This window comes from Aestuariivirga sp., from assembly GCF_044238155.1.
Classification (GTDB): domain Bacteria; phylum Pseudomonadota; class Alphaproteobacteria; order Rhizobiales; family Aestuariivirgaceae; genus Aestuariivirga.
In genome coordinates, this window is the sequence record NZ_JBIIDX010000042.1 from 1 (window position 1) to 21180 (window position 21180).

Annotated in this window: 18 protein-coding genes and 1 pseudogene; 7 read left to right on the forward strand and 12 right to left on the reverse strand. The window is 63.4% G+C overall.

Annotated features, from left to right (window positions below; genetic code table 11):
• Positions 1-595, forward strand: a pseudogene (locus ACILRN_RS06185) (MFS transporter); the annotation flags it as partial.
• Between the two features lie 486 nt (positions 596-1081).
• Positions 1082-4774: a vitamin B12-dependent ribonucleotide reductase gene (locus ACILRN_RS06190; protein ID WP_395686538.1), complete on the forward strand. Its 3693-nt coding sequence runs from the start codon at positions 1082-1084 to the stop codon at positions 4772-4774.
• Positions 4775-5444: 670 nt separating this feature from the next.
• Here ACILRN_RS06190 and ACILRN_RS06195 read toward each other — a convergent pair.
• Complete coding sequence (locus ACILRN_RS06195) at positions 5445-6341, reverse strand: L,D-transpeptidase (protein ID WP_395686540.1); 897 nt, start codon at positions 6339-6341, stop codon at positions 5445-5447.
• Between the two features lie 123 nt (positions 6342-6464).
• Here ACILRN_RS06195 and ACILRN_RS06200 point away from each other — a divergent pair, with 123 nt between their 5' ends.
• Complete coding sequence (locus tag ACILRN_RS06200) at positions 6465-7673, forward strand: hypothetical protein (RefSeq protein WP_395686542.1); 1209 nt, start codon at positions 6465-6467, stop codon at positions 7671-7673.
• Between the two features lie 20 nt (positions 7674-7693).
• Here ACILRN_RS06200 and tdh read toward each other — a convergent pair whose 3' ends face one another.
• Both tdh and kbl read right to left on the reverse strand, forming a co-directional pair.
• Positions 7694-8719: an L-threonine 3-dehydrogenase gene (tdh, locus tag ACILRN_RS06205; protein WP_395686544.1), complete on the reverse strand. Its 1026-nt coding sequence runs from the start codon at positions 8717-8719 to the stop codon at positions 7694-7696.
• A 1-nt stretch (position 8720) separates the two neighbouring features.
• Positions 8721-9905, reverse strand: coding sequence for a glycine C-acetyltransferase (gene kbl / locus ACILRN_RS06210; RefSeq protein ID WP_395686546.1), 1185 nt, complete (start codon positions 9903-9905; stop codon positions 8721-8723).
• Between the two features lie 82 nt (positions 9906-9987).
• Between kbl and trmFO the strand changes: the two genes are divergently transcribed.
• Complete coding sequence (gene trmFO / locus ACILRN_RS06215; RefSeq protein WP_395686569.1) at positions 9988-11394, forward strand: methylenetetrahydrofolate--tRNA-(uracil(54)-C(5))-methyltransferase (FADH(2)-oxidizing) TrmFO; 1407 nt, start codon at positions 9988-9990, stop codon at positions 11392-11394.
• A 93-nt stretch (positions 11395-11487) separates the two neighbouring features.
• Here the strand turns inward: trmFO and ACILRN_RS06220 are convergent, their stop codons facing one another.
• The 5 genes from ACILRN_RS06220 to yajC are packed head-to-tail and all read right to left on the reverse strand — an operon-like array spanning position 11488 to position 15503.
• Positions 11488-12231, reverse strand: coding sequence for a phytoene/squalene synthase family protein (locus tag ACILRN_RS06220; RefSeq protein ID WP_395686548.1), 744 nt, complete (start codon positions 12229-12231; stop codon positions 11488-11490).
• Positions 12228-12602 (reverse strand): Mth938-like domain-containing protein, encoded by a 375-nt coding sequence (locus ACILRN_RS06225; RefSeq protein WP_395686550.1) that lies wholly within the window; start codon positions 12600-12602, stop codon positions 12228-12230. The genes ACILRN_RS06220 and ACILRN_RS06225 overlap by 4 nt, the downstream gene beginning before the upstream one ends.
• A complete protein-coding gene (gene secF, locus ACILRN_RS06230; RefSeq protein ID WP_395686552.1) occupies positions 12599-13540 on the reverse strand; it encodes a protein translocase subunit SecF in 942 nt (313 codons plus the stop codon). Before secF ends, ACILRN_RS06225 begins: the two co-directional genes overlap by 4 nt.
• Before the next feature lie 15 nt (positions 13541-13555).
• Positions 13556-15157 (reverse strand): protein translocase subunit SecD, encoded by a 1602-nt coding sequence (gene secD / locus ACILRN_RS06235; RefSeq protein WP_395686553.1) that lies wholly within the window; start codon positions 15155-15157, stop codon positions 13556-13558.
• Between the two features lie 7 nt (positions 15158-15164).
• Entirely contained in the window at positions 15165-15503 is a 339-nt protein-coding gene (yajC, locus tag ACILRN_RS06240; RefSeq protein WP_395686554.1) for a preprotein translocase subunit YajC, read from the reverse strand.
• A 109-nt stretch (positions 15504-15612) separates the two neighbouring features.
• Here yajC and ACILRN_RS06245 point away from each other — a divergent pair, with 109 nt between their 5' ends.
• The gene (locus tag ACILRN_RS06245) at positions 15613-16482 is read left to right on the forward strand and encodes an ATP-binding protein (RefSeq protein WP_395686556.1); all 870 of its coding nucleotides are present in this window, start codon (positions 15613-15615) and stop codon (positions 16480-16482) included.
• Positions 16483-16558: 76 nt separating this feature from the next.
• Here the strand turns inward: ACILRN_RS06245 and ACILRN_RS06250 are convergent, their stop codons facing one another.
• The 3 genes from ACILRN_RS06250 to folK form a co-directional block, all read right to left on the reverse strand.
• Positions 16559-17962, reverse strand: coding sequence for a peptidoglycan DD-metalloendopeptidase family protein (locus tag ACILRN_RS06250; RefSeq protein ID WP_395686558.1), 1404 nt, complete (start codon positions 17960-17962; stop codon positions 16559-16561).
• A gap of 93 nt (positions 17963-18055) precedes the next feature.
• Complete coding sequence (locus ACILRN_RS06255; RefSeq protein WP_395686560.1) at positions 18056-18673, reverse strand: L,D-transpeptidase; 618 nt, start codon at positions 18671-18673, stop codon at positions 18056-18058.
• Positions 18674-18732: 59 nt separating this feature from the next.
• Positions 18733-19221 carry a 2-amino-4-hydroxy-6-hydroxymethyldihydropteridine diphosphokinase gene (folK, locus tag ACILRN_RS06260; RefSeq protein ID WP_395686562.1) on the reverse strand — a complete coding sequence of 163 codons (489 nt, stop codon included), beginning with the start codon at positions 19219-19221 and terminating at the stop codon, positions 18733-18735.
• A gap of 65 nt (positions 19222-19286) precedes the next feature.
• Between folK and ACILRN_RS06265 the strand changes: the two genes are divergently transcribed.
• Both ACILRN_RS06265 and ACILRN_RS06270 read left to right on the forward strand, forming a co-directional pair.
• Positions 19287-19883, forward strand: a complete 597-nt coding sequence (locus ACILRN_RS06265) for an NYN domain-containing protein (RefSeq protein WP_395686564.1) — start codon at positions 19287-19289, stop codon at positions 19881-19883.
• A complete protein-coding gene (locus ACILRN_RS06270; protein ID WP_395686565.1) occupies positions 19780-20562 on the forward strand; it encodes a uracil-DNA glycosylase in 783 nt (260 codons plus the stop codon). Before ACILRN_RS06265 ends, ACILRN_RS06270 begins: the two co-directional genes overlap by 104 nt.
• 79 nt (positions 20563-20641) lie before the next feature.
• Here ACILRN_RS06270 and ACILRN_RS06275 read toward each other — a convergent pair.
• Positions 20642-21180, reverse strand: a 539-nt coding sequence (locus ACILRN_RS06275) for a redoxin domain-containing protein (RefSeq protein ID WP_395686567.1), incomplete at its 5' end; no start/stop codon positions are given.

Here is a 21180-nt window from a genome sequence, read left to right on the forward strand (position 1 = left end):
CGCCCCCCTTTCGGTGCTGCTCGACCGGCTGGCCCCGGCGCGCCTGCTGACCTTTCTGGGCTTCGCTGCCTTTGCCACGGGCCTGTTCATGAGCGGCTTCGCGACGAGACTGTCGGGCCCTGACGAACTGTTCTGGCCGCAGGTGGTGCGCGGCGTGGCGCTCGGCTTCTGCATCGTGCCGGTGACCCGCTTTGCGCTGGGCTTCCTGCCGCTCGACCGGGTGAGCGACGCCAGCGGCCTCTACAACCTGTCGCGGGCGCTGGGAGGCGTCATCGGCATCGCCCTGATCGACACCGTCCTGTTCACCCGCAGCGCCGAACACGCCGATCGCCTGAAGGACCTGATGGAGGCGGACCCCGCCGCTGCCGCAGCAGCGCTCGCCATCGGCATCGACGAACTGCCCGATCTCGATGATCCAACGGGTCTGCTGGGGGTGATGGACATCCTGCAGGAAGCCGCCGTGACGCTCGCAGTCAACGAGGCCTGGCTGATGCTGGGCGGACTCACCTGCCTGGGTGTGGTGCTGGTGTGGTGGCTTGGGCCGATTCGGGAACCCAAACCGGGCATTCCTTTGGGCCAGCAGGCCGAATTCTAAACCAAAGGACGTCCTGCGCGGCCTGTGGATAGCGGTGATGGGCCCGGCGCGAAAAACATTTGCATGCGCAAGTCGGCACTTGACAGGCTTGGCTGGCGCCAGGCCCAAGGCGAGAGGTGGCTGTTGATAGCGCGCATAAGCTGCGAGAGTCCTTGAGGTTAGGACGAGAATCGGATGAAGTAACCCTTGTCGATGCCGGTGGCGCGTTTACACCCACAACATCTGGTATTAACCAGTCGTTAACACACTAGCTGTTGACGCCAATCCGGCATTGGTACTAGTTTGTGACAAGAGATGAGGGGTCGAGGTTCGGGAACCAGGGGCGGTCGTCGCACTTCGCAAATCACTCAATAGCAGGAAGCCTGAACCAGTCAGGGGGCAGTGGCCTCAGGGCGATGGGACGTGTGTCTGGCATTGGGGTGTAGTGAGCACCGCGTGGCGCAGCCTTGGCGCGTGCGGCAACGAAGATGAAAAGAGGGACTGAAGATGCGCATTGAACGTCGTTACACCAAAGCTGGTCTGGAGCCTTACGCGGAGATCTCCTTCCGCCGCGCCACCAGCGAGATCAAGAACCCGGACGGGTCTGTGGTGTTCCGACTCGAGAACATTGATGTTCCGGCCTCCTGGAGCCAGGTGGCGACCGACATTCTTGCGCAGAAGTATTTCCGAAAGGCCGGCGTGCCCGCGGCCCTGAAGCGGGTCGAGGAGGAAACAGTGCCCTCCTGGCTTTGGCGCTCCGTGCCCGACGAGGCCGCGCTCGCCGAACTTCCGGAGAAAGAGCGTTTCACCGGCGAGCGGTCTTCGACGCAGGTCTTCAACAGGCTCGCGGGGACGTGGACCTATTGGGGCTGGAAGGGCAAGTATTTCGATACAGAGGCGGATGCGCGCGCGTTCTACGACGAAATGTGCTACATGCTGGCGACCCAGAAGTGCGCGCCCAATTCCCCGCAGTGGTTCAATACCGGGCTGCACTGGGCCTATGGCATCGATGGCCCTGGCCAAGGGCATTACTATGTCGACCCCGAAACCGGCCGGCTGACCAAGTCAAAGTCGGCCTATGAGCACCCGCAGCCGCATGCGTGCTTCATCCAATCGGTGGCGGACGACCTCGTCAATGAGGGCGGCATCATGGACCTGTGGGTGCGCGAAGCGCGCCTGTTCAAATATGGCTCCGGCACTGGCTCCAACTTCTCTGACCTGCGGGGCGAGAACGAAAAGCTGTCGGGCGGCGGCAAGTCATCGGGACTGATGAGCTTCCTCAAGATCGGCGACCGCGCGGCAGGCGCCATCAAGTCCGGCGGCACGACGAGGCGCGCCGCCAAGATGGTGATCGTCGACGTCGACCACCCAGACGTCGAGGAATTCATCGAATGGAAGGTCAGGGAAGAGCAGAAGGTGGCCTCCCTCGTTACCGGCTCGAAGGTGGTGAAAAAGCACCTTCAGGCCGTGATGAAGGCCTGCGTCAACTGCGAAGGCCCGGGCGAAGACTGCTTCGAGATCGAGAAGAACCCGGCCCTGAAGCGTGCCGTGCGTGAAGCCCGCAAGGCGATGGTGTCCGACAACTACATCAAGCGTGTGATCCAGTTTGCCAAGCAGGGCTACAAGGAGATCGCCTTCGACACCTATGACACGGACTGGGATGGAGAGGCTTATCGGACTGTGTCCGGCCAGAACTCCAACAACTCGGTGCGGGTAACGGACGAGTTCCTGAAGGCGGTGGAACGCAATGACGACTGGTCGCTGACTTCGCGGCTGAGCGGCAAGGTTACGCAAACGCTGAAGGCCTCGACTCTATGGGACAAGATCGCCCATGCCGCATGGGCCTCGGCCGACCCGGGAATCCAGTATCACACCACCATCAACGACTGGCACACCTGCCCTGCCTCGGGCCAGATCCGCGCCTCGAACCCCTGCTCTGAATACATGTTCCTCGATGATACGGCGTGCAACCTTGCCTCGCTGAACCTGCTTCAGTTCCGCGACGGCGCGTCCGGCCGCTTCGAGATCGACTCCTTTGAGCATGCGGTGCGGTTGTGGACCATCGTTCTCGAAGTGTCGGTGATGATGGCGCAGTTTCCGTCCAAGGAAATCGCCCGGCTGTCCTATGAGTTCCGCACCCTCGGGCTGGGCTTCGCCAATATCGGCGGCCTGCTGATGACCGGCGGCATTCCCTATGACAGTCATGAGGGCCGCGCCATCTGTGCCGCCATCTCGGCCATCATGACTGGAATATCCTATGCGACCTCCGCCGAAATGGCGAAGGAACTTGGCCCCTTCCCCGGCTTTGCCAGGAACCGCGATCACATGCTGCGCGTGATGCGCAACCATCGCCGCGCAGCCTATGGCGCCGCCGTGGGCTATGAGGGGCTCAACACCGTGCCGGTGGCGCTCGACGAAACCGACCTCAAGGACGCAGCACTGGCTGCCGCGGCGCGCCGCGCCTGGGACCTTGCCGTATCGCTTGGCGAACAGCATGGCTATCGCAATGCGCAGGCCACGGTGATCGCGCCAACCGGCACGATCGGTCTGGTGATGGATTGCGACACGACCGGCATCGAGCCCGACTTCGCTCTGGTGAAGTTCAAGAAGCTGGCAGGTGGCGGGTACTTCAAGATCATCAATCAGGCCGTACCGGAGGCGCTGCGTACGCTGGGCTACGCCCAGGAGGAGATCGAGAAGATCATCGCTTATGCTGTAGGCCACGGATCGCTGGCGGAGGCCCCCGCCCTGAACCATGCGGCGCTGAAGGCCAAAGGCTTCGGTGATGAACAGATCGCCAAGGTCGAGGCGGGGCTCGCATCAGCCTTCGACATCAAGTTCGTGTTCAACAAGTGGACGCTTGGCGAAGAGTTCTGCCGCAGCGTTCTGGGTCTCACGGACGCGGAACTGAATGATTTCGGCTTCGACCTGCTCGTGCATCTCGGCTTCTCGAAGCCCGATATCGAGAAGGCCAACATCCATGTCTGTGGCGCCATGACCCTCGAGGGTGCGCCTGGCCTCAGGCCGGAGCATCTGCCGGTGTTCGATTGCGCCAATCCCTGTGGAAGGCTGGGCAAGCGCTATCTGTCGGTCGAAAGCCATATCCGGATGATGGCCGCCAGTCAGCCCTTCATCTCCGGCGCCATCTCCAAGACCATCAACATGCCCAACGATGCGTCCGTGGAGGATTGCGCCAACGCCTACATGCTGTCGTGGAAGCTGGCGGTCAAGGCCAACGCCCTGTACCGAGACGGCTCCAAGCTGTCACAGCCGCTCTCGGCGCAGCTCATCGCCGACGATGAGGACGATGCCGATGAGGTTGCAGAAAGCCTGCTGGCCCGGCCGGCCGCGCAGCGCGTCGAAACGGTGGTCGAAAAGATCATTGAGCGCGTGGTGGAGCGGGAACGCTCTCGCCTCAAGCTGCCGCACCGCCGCAAAGGCTACACCCAGAAGGCCGTGGTGGGTGGACACAAGGTCTATCTCCGCACCGGTGAGTATGACGATGGCAAGCTGGGCGAGATCTTCATCGACATGCACAAAGAAGGCGCTGCATTGCGCGCAATGATGAACAACTTCGCCATCGCGGTGTCGGTCGGCCTGCAATATGGCGTACCGCTGGAGGAGTTCGTCGACGCCTTCACCTTCACCAAGTTTGAGCCGGCAGGCATGGTGCAGGGCAACGACTCGATCAAGAATGCGACCTCGATCCTCGACTACGTGTTCCGTGAACTGGCGGTGTCCTATCTCGGCCGCAACGACCTTGCCCATGTCGAAGCTTCCGAAATGGGCTTCGACTCGCTCGGCAAGGGCGAAGGTGCCGACAACTCTCCTCGCGTGCCCGCTGCCCGGGTGCTGTCGTCAGGCTTCGTGCGCAAACCGAACCTGGCGGCGGCGAATGTGGTGGTGATGTCCGGCGCACAGGCTGCGGGCTCTTCCGCGTCCTTGCAGGCCGTACAGATGCGGGCGGAAGCACAAGGCGCACTGGCGCTCGCGGAAGCCGCGGTGGTTTCCGGCGGCAGCCGCCAGGAGGCCACGCTGACGCTTGAGGCCGCTGTCGTTGCCACGACTGACCGCCGCCTCGAGGCGCGCATGAAGGGCTATGAGGGCGAGAGTTGCTCAGAGTGCGGCAACTTCACCATGGTGCGCAACGGAACCTGCCTCAAATGCGATACCTGCGGCTCGACGAGCGGCTGCTCGTAAGCCACGGCGGCATCACATTCAAAACCCGGAGGCCGGCGCGAGTCGGCCTCTTTTTTTGTTCCGCGAGAGGGGTTTCAGGGAGCGGCCTGAAGATTTTTCCACAATTTCTTCCGGCCGCGCAGCTTGCCTCTTGACATCCAAACAGCCCGAAAACACCGAAAAAACAGTGGATCGTCAGCATACTGACATATGCAGAAAAACCGCTTATTCATTGGATTTTTCGATGAAAACGACCCGTTTGTCCGTGCAAGGATGGTTTTGCCAGTTTTCCTAGCGTTTACCTATTGTTAGCGAGATTTCCGGATATTGCCCTTCGTTGATCGGCGTATTGCCGAATCACACAAGCGGGTGCAAACACGTGACAACGACGGAACAGGTTCGGTTTTTCGATACCAGCATGTCCGTCCCTGTGAGGCTTACCTGCGTTGTGGGGCACTAACAACTCTAGGAGAGACAGCAATGGCTGCGAAGAAAGCTGCGAAGAAGACTGCAAAGAAGGCCGCCAAGAAGCCGGCTAAGAAGAAGGCCGCCAAGAAGAAGGCCAAGAAGAAGTAATCTTCTTATACTTGAGGACTGGACCCCGGACGGCAATCGCCTCCGGGGTCAGTTCTTTCAGAGACTGCGAAAGGGCCGCTCTCATGGGCGGCCTTTCGCGTTCCCGCCGCGGCCACTACTGGTAGACGTAGACCTTGGCGCCGATCTCAACGCGTTCATAGAGTTCGATGACATCGGCATTCATCATCCGGATGCAGCCCGATGAGACGGCCCCGCCGATCGAGCCCGGGGCATTGGTGCCGTGAATGCGGTAGATCTTTCCGCCGATGTAGAGAGCGCGCGCGCCCAGTGGATTTTCAGGGCCACCTGCCATCACGCTTGGCAGATGGTGGCCCTTGGCAGCTTCGCGCCTGATCATCTGCTCGGGCGGGCGCCAGGTGGGCCACTCGGCCTTGCTGACGATCGAGGACGTGCCCGACCACTGAAAACCCTCGCGGCCGACACCGACACGGTAGCGGCGCGCCTCGCCCGGGCCAGTGACGAGATAGAGCGCGCGTTCGGGCGTCGAGATCACCAGTGAACCCGGCGCATACTGCCCGGCCTTGGCCCAGCTTATGTCTTCGCCCGTCGGCACATCGCGCGCTTCGCCCACAGCCGAGGCACGCCGGACACTGGCCCGCGGCTTTGAACTGAGCAGGCACCCGAAGAACCCTCGACAGGTGGTGGCGGGCTGCTGTCGGGCCTCTGCCTTGCGGGCCTCGGCAAGCTTCCGGGCGGCAGCTGCCTTTCTGGCATCGGCCCGCTTCTTGGCCTGGGCGGCCTTCTTCGCTTCGGCAGCTTTCTTCGCTTCGGCGGCTTTCTTCGCTTCGGCAGCTTTCTTCGCTTCGGCGGCTTTCTTCGCTTCGGCGGCTTTCTTCGCTTCGGCGGCTTTCTTCTTCTTGAGAAGCACCTGCTCCTGCTGCTGCTCGGCCGTCGCGGTGGCGGCACAAGCCGGCACCATCACGGCCACAGGCAGGCTGGCCAGCATCAGGGCCAGCACCGCCTTGCGCATCGCACTCACCAGGCTGATCATCACAAAACATCCTCCGGCCGGACCGCGGCAATGCCCACGTGCGACCGCCAATTTGCCGTTGCGTTCGCGGGTTCATCACCTATGCTCAATCCCCGGTCATCCGTCCATCGCCGAGGAGCTTCCATGTCAATGGTCCACAAATACTTTACGATTGCTTGTCTGCCAGCCGCATTGCTGGTTCCGGGCCTGGCCTGGGCCGATGAACCGCCTCCGGCGGTGCAGGCGCTGCTCGCCAACCTCGAGCGGCAGGTCGCAGCCAAGCCCAGCTACGAGGCGCTCAGCGTGGACGGCGCAGGCAACGTCACAATTACCAACCTGACGCTGACGCTGCTGCCTTCGGGGGAGAATCCCGGATTCACCTTCAAGACCGGCGAGATGGCGCTCTCCGACATAGCCGAACAGGGCGCCGGCTTCTGGGAGGTCGGCGCGGCGCGCTTCACCAACACGGCGCTCGAGATCAACGGCGGCGATGTCGCAATCTCGGTCAGCGTGCCCAATTCCAGCGCCGAAGGCTGGTTCATCCGCGAACTCAGCGCCAACCCCTCGCCCCAGGAAAAGCTCATGTCGGCTGGCACCTTCGCCAGGAAAATGGCCGGCGGCCCGGTCAACATCACCTCGAACGGCCAGACGGTGAACATCGACAGTCTCGAAACCACCTGGGACGGCGACCCCGCAACGGGCGCCGGCACCTTCACCTCGAAGATCAGCAATGTCGCGATCCCAGAGTCCGTGCTCACGCTGATGGGCGAGGGCGGCATGCTGCGCCAGCTCGGCTACTCCGCGCTGAACCTCGATCTTGCCAGCAACGGCGCGCTGAGCGTCAACGGCGACAAGCTCGGCTATGACTTCGGCTTCACCGTCACAGCACGCGACATGGGCAGCCTGGGCATCAAGGGCGCTGTGGCCGATATCCCGGTGGATGCCTACAACGCCCTGATGCAGGCCCAGCAGGATGGCGAGACCGCAGATCTCGACGTCTATGGGCCCGAGCTGGCAGGCGTCGTCATCAATGGCGCGGCACTGCGCTTCGAGGATGCCTCGATCCTTGGCAAGCTGCTGCCGCTGATCGCGGCCAGCCAGGGCATGGATGAGAAAACCATGGTGGCGAGCATTCCGCCGACTCTGCAGCTGATGCTGGTGCAGATGCAAAACGAAGCCTTCACCGCCCAGGCGGTGGAGGCAGTAACCCGCTTCCTCGCGGACCCCAAGTCGATCACCATCAGCCTCAAACCACCAGAGAGGCTGACGGTATCGGACTTCACGGCTCTGGACCAGACAAAGCCGGGCGAGGCGATCAGCAGGCTGGGCCTCACGGTCACAGCCAACGACTAGGGCAAGAACCTGCTCGGGGTTCAGCTCCAGTCGAGCACCACCTTGCCACAGCGGCCCTGCTGCATCAGGGCGAAGCCCTTGGCATACTCCGCCGCTGCCATGCGGTGAGTGATGACCCTGCGCACGTCAAGCCCGGACTGCAGCATGGCAATCATCTTGTACCAGGTCTCGAACATCTCGCGGCCGTAGATGCCCCTGATGGTGAGCGACTTGAAGATCACCCGGTTCCAGTCCACGGTGGATGGACCCGAGGGAATGCCCAGCATGGCGATCCGGCCACCCATGATCATCCGGTCCACCATCTGGTCAAAGGCCTGGGGCGCGCCGGACATCTCGAGGCCGATGTCGAAGCCCTCGCTCATCCTGAGCCGGTGCATGACATCGGCCAGATCCTCCCGCGCCACATTGACGGTCACGGCATCAGTCACCTCATTGCAGAGGGACAGACGGTAGTCGTTGATGTCGGTCACCACCACGTGGCGCGCACCCACGTGACGGCAGACGGCGGCCGCCATGATGCCAATCGGACCGGCGCCAGTGATCAGAACGTCCTCGCCGACCAGATCGAAGGAGAGCGCGGTATGCACCGCATTGCCGAGCGGGTCGAGAACGGCACCGATCTCGTCGTCGATCTCGGGAGGCAGGTGAATGGCGTTGAAGGCCGGGATGCACAGATACTCCGCGAAGGCGCCCGGCACGTTGACCCCAACGCCCTTCGTCTCGGGATCGAGGTGGAAGTGCCCGGCCCGCGCCATGCGACTTTTCATGCCGATGAGATGGCCCTCGCCCGAGACACGATCCCCCTCCTTCACGGTCCGGACATGACTGCCCACCGCCGCCACACGGCCGGCGAATTCATGGCCCACGACCATGGGCACCGGGATGGTCTTCCGGGCCCAGGCGTCCCAGTTCCAGATGTGGAGGTCGGTGCCGCAGATGCCGGTTTTCTCCACCTTGACCAGAATGTCGTCGGGGCCTGGCTGGGGCACAGCCTCCTCGCGCATCACAAGCCCTTCGGCGCGGTCTGCCTTGACCAGTGCGCGCATGTCAGATCACTCCCAGGTCACGGCCGGTGGCAGTGAAGGCTGCCACTGCCGCATCAATGTCAGCAGGCGTATGCGCGGCCGACATCTGGGTGCGAATGCGCGCCTCGCCCTTCGGCACCACGGGAAAGAAGAAGCCCGTCACGTAGACACCCTCTTCGTAGAGCCTTGCCGCCATGTCCTGGGCAAGCTGCGCCTCACCCAGCATGACGGGAATGATCGGATGTTCGCCGGCGAGCAGGCGGAAGCCGGCCGCCGCCATGCCAGCACGGAAGCGCCGGGCGTTGGCGAGCAAGCGCGCACGAAGCTCATCGCCCTGCTCCGCAAGGTCAATGGCGGCAATGGCAGCCGCAACCAGTGGCGGTGGCAGCGCATTGGAAAACAGGTAGGGCCGCGCACGCTGGCGCATCAGGTCGATCACCGGCTGGCTCGCCGCAATATAGCCCCCGGCCGACCCTCCGAGGGCCTTGCCGAGCGTGCCGGTGAGAATGTCCACCCTGACGCCAGCCCGATGGGGCGTGCCGCGGCCCTGGGGCCCGATGAAACCGGTGGCGTGGCAATCGTCCACCATGATCAAAGCATCGAACCGGTCGGCGAGGGCGCGGATCTCGGTGAGCTTCGCGAAGTAGCCGTCCATCGAGAAGACGCCATCGGTGACGATGATCAGCCGACGGCAGCCACCAGCACGCGCCTGGGAGAGCTGCGCCTCGAGATCGCCCATGTCGCCATTGGCGAAACGAAAGCGGCGGGCCTTGGACAGCCGGATGCCATCGATGATCGAAGCGTGGTTGAGCGCGTCGGAGACGATGGCGTCCTGCTCGCCAAAGAGCGGTTCGAAGACGGCGCCGTTGGCGTCGAAGCAGGCCGCAAAGAGGATCGAATCCGCCATGCCAAGGTAGTCTGCGATGCGGCGTTCCAGCGCCAGGTGAAGATCGCTGGTACCGCAGATGAAGCGGACCGACGCCATGCCAAGACCATGACTGTCGAGCGCGCGCCGGGCCGCTTCGATGAGGACAGGATGATCGGCAAGGCCGAGATAGTTGTTGGCGCAGAAATTCAGCACCTCGCGGCCACCCGCCACCCGGATATGGGCAGACTGATGCGACAGGATGGGACGCTCAGCCTTCCAAAGCGACTGGGCACGGATTGCCGCAAGTTCAGCGGAAATGGCCTCCAGTGTGGTGCTCATGACAGGATACTACCCACTGAAGCCGCAACTGAGAAGCGTCGAAGTCTTTCACCCTGCCCCGCGCCATGCTACGAGCGCCAGCATGCGAGAGCCCCTTCATATCATCGGCGCCGGAATGGCGGGCTGCGAGGCCGCCTGGCAGGCAGCCAAGGCCGGCCTCGCCGTTGTGCTGCACGAGATGCGCCCGCATGTCACCACCGATGCCCACAAGACTGCGGGATTCGCCGAACTGGTGTGCTCCAATTCCTTCCGATCCGACGATGCCAACCAGAATGCCGTGGGACTGCTGCACTGGGAGATGCGCCAGGCAGGATCGCTGATCATGGCGATGGCCGATCGCCACCAGGTTCCGGCGGGCGGTGCCCTGGCTGTCGACCGAGACGCATTTTCAGACGGCGTAACCCAAGAGTTGAAACGCCACCCCCTGATCTCTGTCGTGGAAGGCGAGATCGCGGGCCTGCCACCGGATCACTGGCAGAACGTCATCATCGCCACCGGCCCCCTCACGTCGCCAGCGCTGGCCAGCGCCATTCGCGCGCTGACCGGCGAGGAGGCGCTCGCCTTCTTCGATGCCATAGCCCCCATCGTGCACCGCGAGACGATCAACATGGATGTGGCATGGTTCCAGTCGCGCTACGACAAGGAGGGCCCCGGCGGCACCGGCAAGGATTATATCAACTGTCCGATGACGCGCGCCCAGTATGACAATTTCATCCGTATGCTGATTGACGGGGAGAAGACGGACTTCCGCGAGTGGGAAGCCTCGACGCCATATTTCGATGGCTGCCTGCCCATCGAGGTGATGGCCGAGCGCGGACCGGAAACGCTGCGCCATGGCCCGATGAAGCCGCGCGGCCTCACCAACGCCCACAACCCGGCAGAAAAACCCTATGCCGTGGTGCAGCTGCGCCAGGACAATCAGCTGGGCACGCTGTACAACATGGTCGGGTTCCAGACGAAACTCAAATATGCCGAACAGGTGAAGGTGTTCCGCACCATCCCCGGGCTCGAGACCGCCGAATTCGCGAGGCTTGGCGGACTGCACCGCAATACGTTTCTCAACAGTCCGCGCGTACTGGACGAGCGCCTGCGCCTGAAGGCAGCCCCCCGGCTGCGCTTTGCCGGCCAGATCACCGGCGTCGAGGGCTATGTGGAGAGCGCCGCCATGGGACTGCTCGCCGGACGAATGGCTGCGGCGGAAGCGCTGGGCCTGCCGGTGACCCTGCCCCCCGCCACCACGGGGCATGGAGCCCTTCTCAACCACATCACAGGCGGCCACATCGAGACGACGGACCGGCGGGGCTCGTCCTTCCAGCCGATGAACGTCAATTTCGGACTATTCCCTCCAATCGAGAAGCTGAGGGTGAAGGATGGCAAGCGGCTCAAGCACGCCGAGCAGGCGGTGGAGCGAAAACGCAGCTACTGCCTGCGCGCCCAGCGGGATTTCAAGGCGTGGCTTGCCAACGCGCAGATGCAGGCCGCGGAGTGACCGGCACTACCGGTGAGGACAAGCGGCCCTTTACGCCTGCAGGGACCACCTCTCGACCTCGGCGCGATGGGCCTCACGGCGCCTTGCCGACCCTTACCCCCAGCGCCGAGCGGTCCACCACATCGTCAGCTGCCGGCGCAAGGGTGACACGCTGAGCGGCACATCCGGCGCAGCAGCGATCCGCTTCAGGTAGAGACTCGTCAGGCTCAGCGGCAGGACGGCGGGCAACAAGGCCCGGGGAAGGGCCGGAACGAGGGCCAGCGCCTCGCCAAGCCGATGAACGGCATGGGCGATGGCAAGCTCCAGCGTCATGCCTGGCGGCAGGAATGGACCGCGGCGGCGTGGATCGGCAAGGACCAGGGTCAGCCCGGCTGCCACGCCACCAAGGCCTGCCACCTCGCTTGCCTTGGGTGCGGCGGCCCGATCGAGGATCATCGCAGCCATCAGCATGAGCCGCGAGCGGGTTTCACCCAGATAGGCTTCCAGTGCAGTCAGATCGGGCATGGGATCGCTGAACAGGTCAAACTCATGGGCAGTGACGAGATCAAGCAACGCCTGCTTCGGAAGCCCCCCAGCGCCAATCGCCCGCGCCAGAGCAGCAGCCACGGGATGCCCACCACCTTCACCGCCGGCATAAAGGCTCTCGATTGTATCGCGCCACCACTGCAGCCGGATCATGCCGATCGCCACCTCGCTCACCAGCAGCGGTATGCGCGACACCTCGACGTGGAAGGCGTAGAGGGCCAGAAGGTCGGCCCGCTTGTCATCAGGGGCAAACAGGCTTGCGAGGTAAAGGTCCCGGTCGTGGGTGCGCACGATGTCAGGAATGCTGCTCATGCAGGATGATGCATGGCGATCAGGGCTGCTGCCACGCGGCGCTTCTCGGCGAGCAGAAGATTGTAGGTTGCCACCGCATGGCCAGTGGCCATCGCATCATAGACAATGCCTGACACCGCGAGCGCTGCCCGAACCGCTTGCGGCGGCCGGGCCATTCCGGGGCCCATCCCGATGATCAGGAGATCGATGCGACCGGCCTCGGACAACACTGGCGCGAAATCAGACGGTTGCAAACCAGAAGCCTCTACGCTCCAGCCATATATGCCTGATGGAAGCGCCAGCACCGAACCACGGTGCGACATGCCGGCAAACCCGAAGCCGCCGCCACCGTAGCAGTCAATCGGCACCTGGCCGGGGTAGTGCGGGATCACGGCTGGGCAGCAACCTGCTCTCCGGCTGCTGCCGCCGCCTTCTGCGCCTCGCGCGGCGTGCCGAGCAGCAACAACACCGGCGTGGCAATGAAATAGGACGAATAGGTGCCGACGATCACCCCCCAGATCATGGTGAAGGTGAAACCCGCTATCACTTCACCGCCCCAGATGTAGAGGGCGAGCAGTGCCAGCAGAACCGAGACCGACGTCATCAGGGTGCGGGGCAGCACAGAATTGATCGAGAAGTCCATGAGATCGGCGAAGGGCATGGACTTGTACTTGCGCAGGAACTCGCGGATGCGATCATAGATGACCACCGTATCGTTCAGCGAATAGCCAATGATCGTGAGGATCGCCGCAATGATCGAGAGATTGAACTCCAGACCCAGGAGACAGAACAGGCCGATGGTCAGGATCACGTCATGCATCAGAGAGGCAATGGCGCCGAGCGCGAATTGCCATTCGAAACGGAACCACACATAGATCAGCACCAGGAACAGCGCGATCACGACAGCGAGAATGCCCTGCTGGGCAAGCTCGCCAGACACCTTGGGGCCTACCACCTCGACGCTGCGGTATTCGACGCCTGCGCCCAGCGCTTCCTTGATCTTGTTGACCGCTACCTGCTGCGCCTGCTCGCCTCCCTCCTGGGTGCCGATGCGGATCAGTACGTCATTGGGCGAACCGAACTCCTGCAACTCTCCAGCGCCTAGGCCCAGCCCATTGATGGTGGAGCGAAGACTGTCGAGATTGGCCGGCTCAGCGGTGCGGATGGTGATGACGGTGCCGCCCTTGAAGTCGACACCCATGTTAAGGCCAACGAACACGAACAGCAGGATCGAAGCCGCGCAGAGGATCCCCGATGCGAGGTAACCATAGCGGCTGAACCGCATGAACGGGATCTTGGTGTCGTCCGGGATGAGGCGGATGCCTTTCATGAGACTGCCCCCGCCTTACAGCGGGACCTCCTTTGGACGCTTCCACTTCACCCACGTGGCGACGATGAGCTGCGTGAGCGCGAAGGCCGTGAACATGGTTGTGATGATGCCGATGAACAAAGTAACGGCAAAGCCTCGGATTGGCCCCGAGCCAACGCCGAACAGGGCAAGCGCCGCCACCAGTGTCGTCAGGTTGGCGTCCCAGATCGTTCCAAGCGCAGCCTTGAAACCCGTTTCGATGGCGCTCAGCGCCGATCGTCCGTTGCGCCATTCTTCGCGGACACGCTCGTAAATCAGCACATTCGAATCGACCGCCATGCCCATGGTCAGGACGATGCCGGCAATGCCGGGTAGCGTGAGCGTGAAGCCGAAAAAGGACATCAGCGCGATGAGCGTCAGCAGATTCACCAGCAGGGCGATGTTGGCGAAGATGCCGAACAGGCCATAACCGACAATCATGAAGATGAGCACGAGAACCAGCCCGATCGCGGACGCGATCAGGCCGGCCCGGATCGAATCCGACCCGAGGCTCGGACCCACGGTGCGCTCCTCCACGATGGTGAGCTTGGCTGGCAGCGCACCGGAGCGAAGCACCACCGCAAGATCATTCGTCTCCTGCACCGTGAAATTGCCGGAGATCTGGCCGGAGCCGCCCAGAATGGGCTCGTTGATGCGCGGATAGCTCACCACCTTTTCGTCGAGTATGATTGCGAAGGGCTTGCCGACATTGTCGCGCGTGAGCTTTGCGAACCTGTCGGCTCCCTTGGTGTTGAAGCGGAACGACACCACGGCCCGGTTGTTCTGGTCAAAGGCGCTGCGCGCATCGACGAGATCGGCGCCATCCGTCGTGGCGCGGGTCGAGGTCTGCACCCATAGATCCTGATTGGGATCATCCCTCATCGGAACGGCCTGGCAGTCGGGTGGCGGGTTCTGGCCCTTGGCCGTGGGCTGCGCCTCGCACAGGAGCTGGAAGGTCAGCTTGGCGGTGCGGCCGATGACGCTCTTCACCTGATCGGGATTCTGCACGCCCGGCAGCTGAACCACGATTCGGTCCTTGCCCTGCTGCTGGATAATGGGCTCCGAAGTGCCCAGCGCATTGACGCGGTTCTCGACGATCTTCAGGCTCTGAGCCACGGCGAGCGCAATCTTGGCATCAAGGCCCTTGGGCGAGACAGTGAAGGTGAATTGCTGGCCGTCCTGCGTCAGGTCGAACAGGTTCACCGGACCACCCGCGCCGAATACGCCACTCTCGAGCGGATTGAGCAGCTTCTGGAGCTCTGTCTTGGCGTTGTCTTCGTCTTCAGGCTTGCTCACCCGCACGCGCACGCTGTCGCTGCTGCGCGTCAGCCCATTGTAGGCGATCTTGGCGTCGCGCATGGAGTTGCGCACGTCACTCGCGAGCTGACGCTTGAGCTTGTCGACGAGATCGGCGCGATCAACTTCAAGCAGCACGTTGGAGCCACCCTGCAGGTCAAGGCCGAGGGTGATGGGATTTATGTTCCAGGCGCGCAGCCGCGCCTGCCACTCCGGTGAGAGTATGTTGGGAAGCGCCAGCAATGCTGCCAGCGCGACTGCAGCAAGAATGGCGATGATCTTCCAGCGCGGATAATGCAGCATCGAGAGCCTACTTGGTCTCGGTCTTGACAGGCTCGCCCTTGGCGCGCACGTCGGCGATTCCCGAGCGCAGCACTCGCACCTTCACGTTTTCTCCCACTTCCACCTGCAGTTCGTTGTCATCGATGACCTTGAGAACCTTGCCGATGAGGCCTCCGGTGGTGACCACGGTGTCGCCCTTCGTTACCTTCTTGAGCATTTCCTGATGCTCTTTCATCTTGCGCTGCTGGGGACGGATCAGCAGGAAGTAGAACACGCCCATGATGAGCACCAGCGGCAGGATCATGCCGACGAAATCTACTGCGCCGGGTGCGCCCGCCGTCTGGGCATAGGCCGATGTGATGAACACGGGAATCTCTCCTAAAAACGCTGGCCGGAATATAGCGATGGCGCACCCCATTGCAACCAATCGATTGGGGCACCTTTACGGAACTGGCTGTTTCAGCTAAGAGGCCGGAATGACACAGGAAACCGACGCGACGCTGCTCGCCCGCATCGCCGCCGCCCTGGAGCGGATGGCACCGCCGGCTGCGCGCCCTCCAGATCTCGCCGCCAGCGCCGCCTTCATCTGGCACGCCAGCCCGCCGCGGCTTGAGCCGGTGGCTCGGGTCAACCGGGTTGACCTCTCGCTGCTGCGCGGCATCGATCTCACCCGTGACATCCTGCTCGAGAACACCGAGCGCTTCGCCAGAGGCCTGCCTGCCAACAACGCGCTGCTGTGGGGCGCGCGCGGCATGGGCAAGTCCTCGCTGGTCAAGGCTGCTCATCATGACGTCAACGTCCACAGCGGCTGCACGCTCAAGCTGGTCGAAATCCATCGAGAGGACATCGAAAGTCTGCCGCAGCTCATGAGCCTGATCCGCGGTGCGCCGGAGGCCCGCTTCATCGTGTTCTGCGATGACCTGTCGTTTGATGCGGGCGACACATCCTACAAGTCGCTCAAGGCCGCGCTCGATGGCGGCATCGAGGGCCGTCCGGCCAACATGGTGTTCTACGCCACGTCGAACCGCCGGCACCTCCTGCCGCGCGAGATGATCGAGAATGAACGTTCGAGCGCCATCAACCCTTCCGAGGCAGTGCAGGAGAAGGTGTCGCTCTCAGACCGCTTCGGCCTGTGGCTCGGCTTTCACAACTGCTCGCAGGATGAATTCCTGTCGATGGTCGACGGCTATGCGCGCCACCATGGTCTGAGGATTGCGCCAGACGAGCTTCACGCCGGCGCCATCGAATGGCAGGCCACGCGCGGGGCCCGCTCCGGCCGCGTCGCCTGGCAATACATTCAGGACGTTGCCGGACGGCTGGGCCAGAGGCTGGAGCTGGACGTCTGAACCACCCCCGGTCTGCAGCACATGATGGCACTGCCCGGTTTGCGCACCGGGCATGCTGGGACAGATGTGGCGACTTTCAGTTCGAGGCGGTGGACGCCGACAGGAATTTCATCGGGTCGAGGGCCACAGCACCCTTGCGCACTTCGAAGTGCAACTGCGGGCTGGACACGGAGCCGGTCTGGCCGGCCTTGGCGATGACATCGCCGCGCTTCACCGTGTCACCACGCTTCACCAGCAGCTCCTTGGCATGGGCATAGGCCGTGACGTAGCCATTGTCATGGCGGATCAGCACCAGGTTGCCATAGCCCTTCAGCTCATTACCGGCATAGGCCACCACGCCATCTGCTGCAGCACGGATCGAGGTTCCCTCGGGAACCGCAATGTTGATGCCCTCGTTCTTGAGACCATTCGCCTTCGGACCAAAGCCGGAGATGATCTTGCCACGGACCGGCCAGCGCATGCCGGGCGCACCGTCGATGGGGGCCTGCTCGGCAACTTCGCCCTGAACTGCCGGGGCGGGTGCGGCGGGTTCAGCAACGGGGGCTTCGGCAACTGCCTCCTCGCCAGCCGTTGCGGGCGCTGCGCCGGCAGAGGCCTGCTCGGCCTCCGCTGCGGGTGCAGCAGGCGCGGCAGGCGGCTCGGCGGCCGCCAGCTTGGGCGCCGGCGCAGGCGTGGCCGCGACAGGATTTCCGGCCGCGCCGCCTGTGGGGATCGTGACCTTCTGGCCGATGGTGAGCTGTGCATTGTGCGGCAAGCCGTTGGCATCAGCGATGGCGAAGGGTGAGACACCATAGGCGCGACCGAGCGAGAACAGGGTTTCGCCGGGTGTAACCGTGTGTGCGCCGCCGGCAGCACGCGGCGCGGCCGCGGTGGCCGCTGGCGCCTTGGGCGGAACCATCGTCACATATTCCTGGGCGGGCTCGCCGGGCTTTGGCGCAATCGGCGTCGACTCCGGTTCGGCAAAGCTCTGGGTCGCCGGGGCGGCGGGAGCGGCCGCCGCGCCACCGGGCAGCCGGAGCGTCTGGCCGTTGCCGACTGAATAGGGCGGCGCAAGTCCGTTGACGGCGGCGAGTTCGGAGACGGAAACGTTGTGAGCCCGCGCAATCGAATAGAGCGTCATGCCCGGACCCACCGTGACCGTGCCACCCTGCAACGCAGGAGCAACTGGCGCCGCAGGAGCGGCGGGCGCGGTGGCAGCGGCCTGCTGACCCGGCTGATAGGGCTTGGAATAGTCATAGGCGGGAGGGGGCGTGGCCGCATTGGCCAACGGCTTCGAGGTCACCTGATCCTCAAGCCCGGCATTGGCGGCCGTGATGTTCTTGGGAACACTCGCCGTATTGACCGGATCTGCGCCAGAGGCGTTTGAGGAGAACCTGTCCATGTCTGCCGAGCAGGCAGCCAGCAGGACGGCGGTTGCGGCGGACACCAGGAACTGCGACTTGGGAGAATTCCAAGCGGAACGGCGAAGATTGGACGACATGCCCCGAACTCCAGAACAAACTGATGCAGTTCATAATGACTTGTTGAGGTTAAGGGAGCGTTTAGAGCGCCAGGTACGATTCGCCGCTTGCGCTCAGTCCTCGACCACCACGGCTGCTCCCACGCTGACCCGGTCATAGAGATCGATCACGTCATCATTGAGCATGCGGATGCAGCCCGATGAAACCGCCTGGCCGATGGTCCAGGGCTCGCTGGTGCCGTGGATGCGAAAAGCCGTCCTGCCGATGTAGAGGGCGCGTGCGCCCAGCGGGTTGCCAGGGCCCCCAGCCACGAAGGCCGGGATGTCGCGGCCCTTGCGCCGTTCGCGGGCAATCATCTCGGGCGGGGGCCGCCAATTCGGCCATTGCGCCTTGGCCGAGATCACATCCCGCCCGCTCCAGGCGAAACCATCGCGGCCCACGCCGACATGATAGGCAATGGCCTGGCCTTCAGGCAGCACGAAATAGAGACGCCGCTCACCGGTCCGCACCACAACGGAGCCAGGCGGCAAGCTGGTGTCAAAGGCAACGATTACTGGTTCGAGACCCTCCGGCACCGGTCCGAGATCCCAGGTCCCGGGGGTGATCGCCGTACTGCCTTCGCTGATGCCCCCGAAAATCTGAAATGCCTGCGGCGAGAACCGCGCCTGCTCGGCAGCCGACGGCAGGCTGACCGCGAGAAACGCAGCAATGGACAGCAGAAACCGGAACACACGCAGGCTCGCTCAATCAGCAATTCCTGATTGCATACGCCCAGCCGCTTAAAGCGGACTTAAAGCAGGCGGCCGCCAGAGGCCGGATCGAGCCGGCGCAGCAGCATCGCGGCCGTCTGGCGGCCTTCGGGATGACGCCAGAGTGGCGCGATCTCGGCGATCGGAGCGAGCACGAAGATGCGGCTTTCGATGCCGGGATGAGGCAGCACGGGGCCCGAGCCGCGCCGCAGGATGAGACCGTGATAATCCAGAAGATCGAGATCGAGCGTGCGCGGCCCCCAACGCAGCGTGCGCCGCCGGCCGGCGCGCCGTTCGATCTGATGCAGACGCGAAAGCAGCTGCCGCGGCGTCAGTTGGGTATCAACCCGTGCCACGGCATTCACGAAGTCTGGCTGGCCGACGCGGCCGAAGGGGGCGGAAACGACCAGCCTCGATGCCTGGCGCAACCGGATACCAGCCTGATTGAGCGCCAGAACTGCCCGCGATACGGTCTGGAGAGGGGTTCCCCAGGGACCGCTCCGATTGCTGCCTAAGCCGATGAGGATCATTTTTGCTTGAGCAAGTCCGAACGCCTGTCTAAACCCGTGACATACACGACAAGAGGTTTTCATCCATGCATTTTTATCCTGACGAACGCGTTGCGCTGTTCATCGACGGGTCCAATCTCTACGCTACGGCAAAGACACTGGGTTTCGACATCGACTACAAGCGTCTGCTTGGTTATTTTCGCAAGCGCTCGCGGCTGATCCGCGCCTTCTACTACACCGCCCTTCTCGAAGAGGCGGACTACTCGCCCGTGAAACCGCTGATCGACTGGCTGGACTACAACGGCTACCGCGTCGTCACGAAGCCGGCCAAGGAATTCACCGACGGCACCGGCCGGCGCAAGGTGAAGGGCAACATGGACATCGAGCTGGCCATCGACGTCATGCAGCTGGCGGGCGAACTCGACCACATCGTGCTGTTCTCCGGAGATGGCGACTTCCGCTCGTTGGTTGAAGCCGTGCAGGCCAAGGGCCGCCGCGTCACCGTGGTCTCGACCCTGACCACCCGGCCGCCGATGGTTGCCGATGACCTGCGCCGCCAGACCGATCAGTTCATCGACCTTGCCGACCTGCGCGACGACATCGGCCGCGAGCCATCCGAACGGCGCGAACGCCCTGCCGCCAGTGCGCCGCGCGAGAGCTTTGAGGACTTCGCCGATATCTAGACAGCCGCAAGCCGCCGAACCAGGGCGGGACTGCCCGCTCTGTCCGCGCCTGGTTGCATACCGGCACGCGCAGCGCCAGGCCGAGCCCGGCTGGTTCAATGGGCCGGTGCCCTGCTTCGGCCCGACAGACGCCAGACTTCTGATCGTCGGGCTGGCGCCAGGGGTACAGGGGGCCAATCGCACCGGCAGGCCATTCACCGGAGACCATGCCGGCGAACTGCTCTACGAGACACTTCTGCAATACGGCTTTGCCGCCGGCCAATATCGCGCCGACCCGCATGACGGGCTCACACTCAGAGATGCGATGATCGCGAATGCCGTGCGCTGCGTGCCACCGCAGAACAAGCCACTGCCCGCCGAGATCCGCACCTGCAACAATTTTCTCCGTATACGCATTAATGAAGTCCGGGCACCGGCCATCGTGGCGTTGGGGCGGGTGGCGCATGATGCGGTGCTGATGGCCATGGACAAGCGCAAGTCCGCCTTCTCGTTCAGCCACGGCGGCGAGCACGACCTGGGCGAAGCGAGGCTGTTCGACAGCTATCACTGCTCGCGATACAACACCAATACCGGCGTGCTGACGCCTGCCATGTTCCGGCAGGTCTTTGCGCGCGTGCGCAGCTTTCTCGACGGGCTGCCGCCTGGCCGGAGCGGACTGAGACCCGATGGCCCCGATTGATTTCCCATTGCCTCTGTGAGGAGGAAAACTTGAGCCTGGTCCTGCCCGGCTTCATCCAGCTCTGCGGCCGTCAGCGCGGCTATGGGCTGATGGCCGCGAGTACCTCTGCGGCATCGGCCGCCGGGTCTGGAACGGGAAAACGCACGTGGCTGATGAGGCCATCGGTGATGACGAAGGTCATGCGCTGCAGATAGACCACGCCACCGGTTTCGAAGGTTGGCAGCGACAGTTGCCGGGGAACGGCGCGCAACGGGTCCGACAGGAGCCTGAATGACAGGCGGTTGCGGCTCGCAAAATCCTGCTGCCATTCGGTATCGATCAGGCTGAGCCCGAACAGCTTGACGCCAAGGCGGCGGAACTGGCCATAGGCCTCTGCATAGGCGAGAGCCTGGGGCGTTGAACCATGTGCGCCGGGAATATGATCCCAGTTCGGCGGATTTGGGTGGCCCGGGCGGCCAGTGTAGGGGTAGCAGAAGATCACCGCCATGCCTGGTATGCGTGCGAGACTGACCGGGCTTCCCGATGTTGCCTCGAGCGCCACATCGGGCATGGAGCGGCCGACGAGATGCTGCAGGAACGACATGACTTTCAGCCCTTCTCGCGCAGCAGCCTGGCCCG

Coding starts and splice junctions, on each gene's coding strand:
- ACILRN_RS06190 (WP_395686538.1), top strand. CDS start 1,082: ATGCGCATTGAACGTCGTTACACCAAAGCTGGTCTGGAGCCTTACGCG.
- ACILRN_RS06195 (WP_395686540.1), bottom strand. CDS start 6,341: ATGATCAGCCTGGTGAGTGCGATGCGCAAGGCGGTGCTGGCCCTGATG.
- ACILRN_RS06200 (WP_395686542.1), top strand. CDS start 6,465: ATGTCAATGGTCCACAAATACTTTACGATTGCTTGTCTGCCAGCCGCA.
- tdh (WP_395686544.1), bottom strand. CDS start 8,719: ATGCGCGCACTGGTCAAGGCAGACCGCGCCGAAGGGCTTGTGATGCGC.
- kbl (WP_395686546.1), bottom strand. CDS start 9,905: ATGAGCACCACACTGGAGGCCATTTCCGCTGAACTTGCGGCAATCCGT.
- trmFO (WP_395686569.1), top strand. CDS start 9,988: ATGCGAGAGCCCCTTCATATCATCGGCGCCGGAATGGCGGGCTGCGAG.
- ACILRN_RS06220 (WP_395686548.1), bottom strand. CDS start 12,231: ATGAGCAGCATTCCTGACATCGTGCGCACCCACGACCGGGACCTTTAC.
- secF (WP_395686552.1), bottom strand. CDS start 13,540: ATGAAAGGCATCCGCCTCATCCCGGACGACACCAAGATCCCGTTCATG.
- secD (WP_395686553.1), bottom strand. CDS start 15,157: ATGCTGCATTATCCGCGCTGGAAGATCATCGCCATTCTTGCTGCAGTC.
- ACILRN_RS06245 (WP_395686556.1), top strand. CDS start 15,613: ATGACACAGGAAACCGACGCGACGCTGCTCGCCCGCATCGCCGCCGCC.
- ACILRN_RS06250 (WP_395686558.1), bottom strand. CDS start 17,962: ATGTCGTCCAATCTTCGCCGTTCCGCTTGGAATTCTCCCAAGTCGCAG.
- folK (WP_395686562.1), bottom strand. CDS start 19,221: ATGATCCTCATCGGCTTAGGCAGCAATCGGAGCGGTCCCTGGGGAACC.
- ACILRN_RS06265 (WP_395686564.1), top strand. CDS start 19,287: ATGCATTTTTATCCTGACGAACGCGTTGCGCTGTTCATCGACGGGTCC.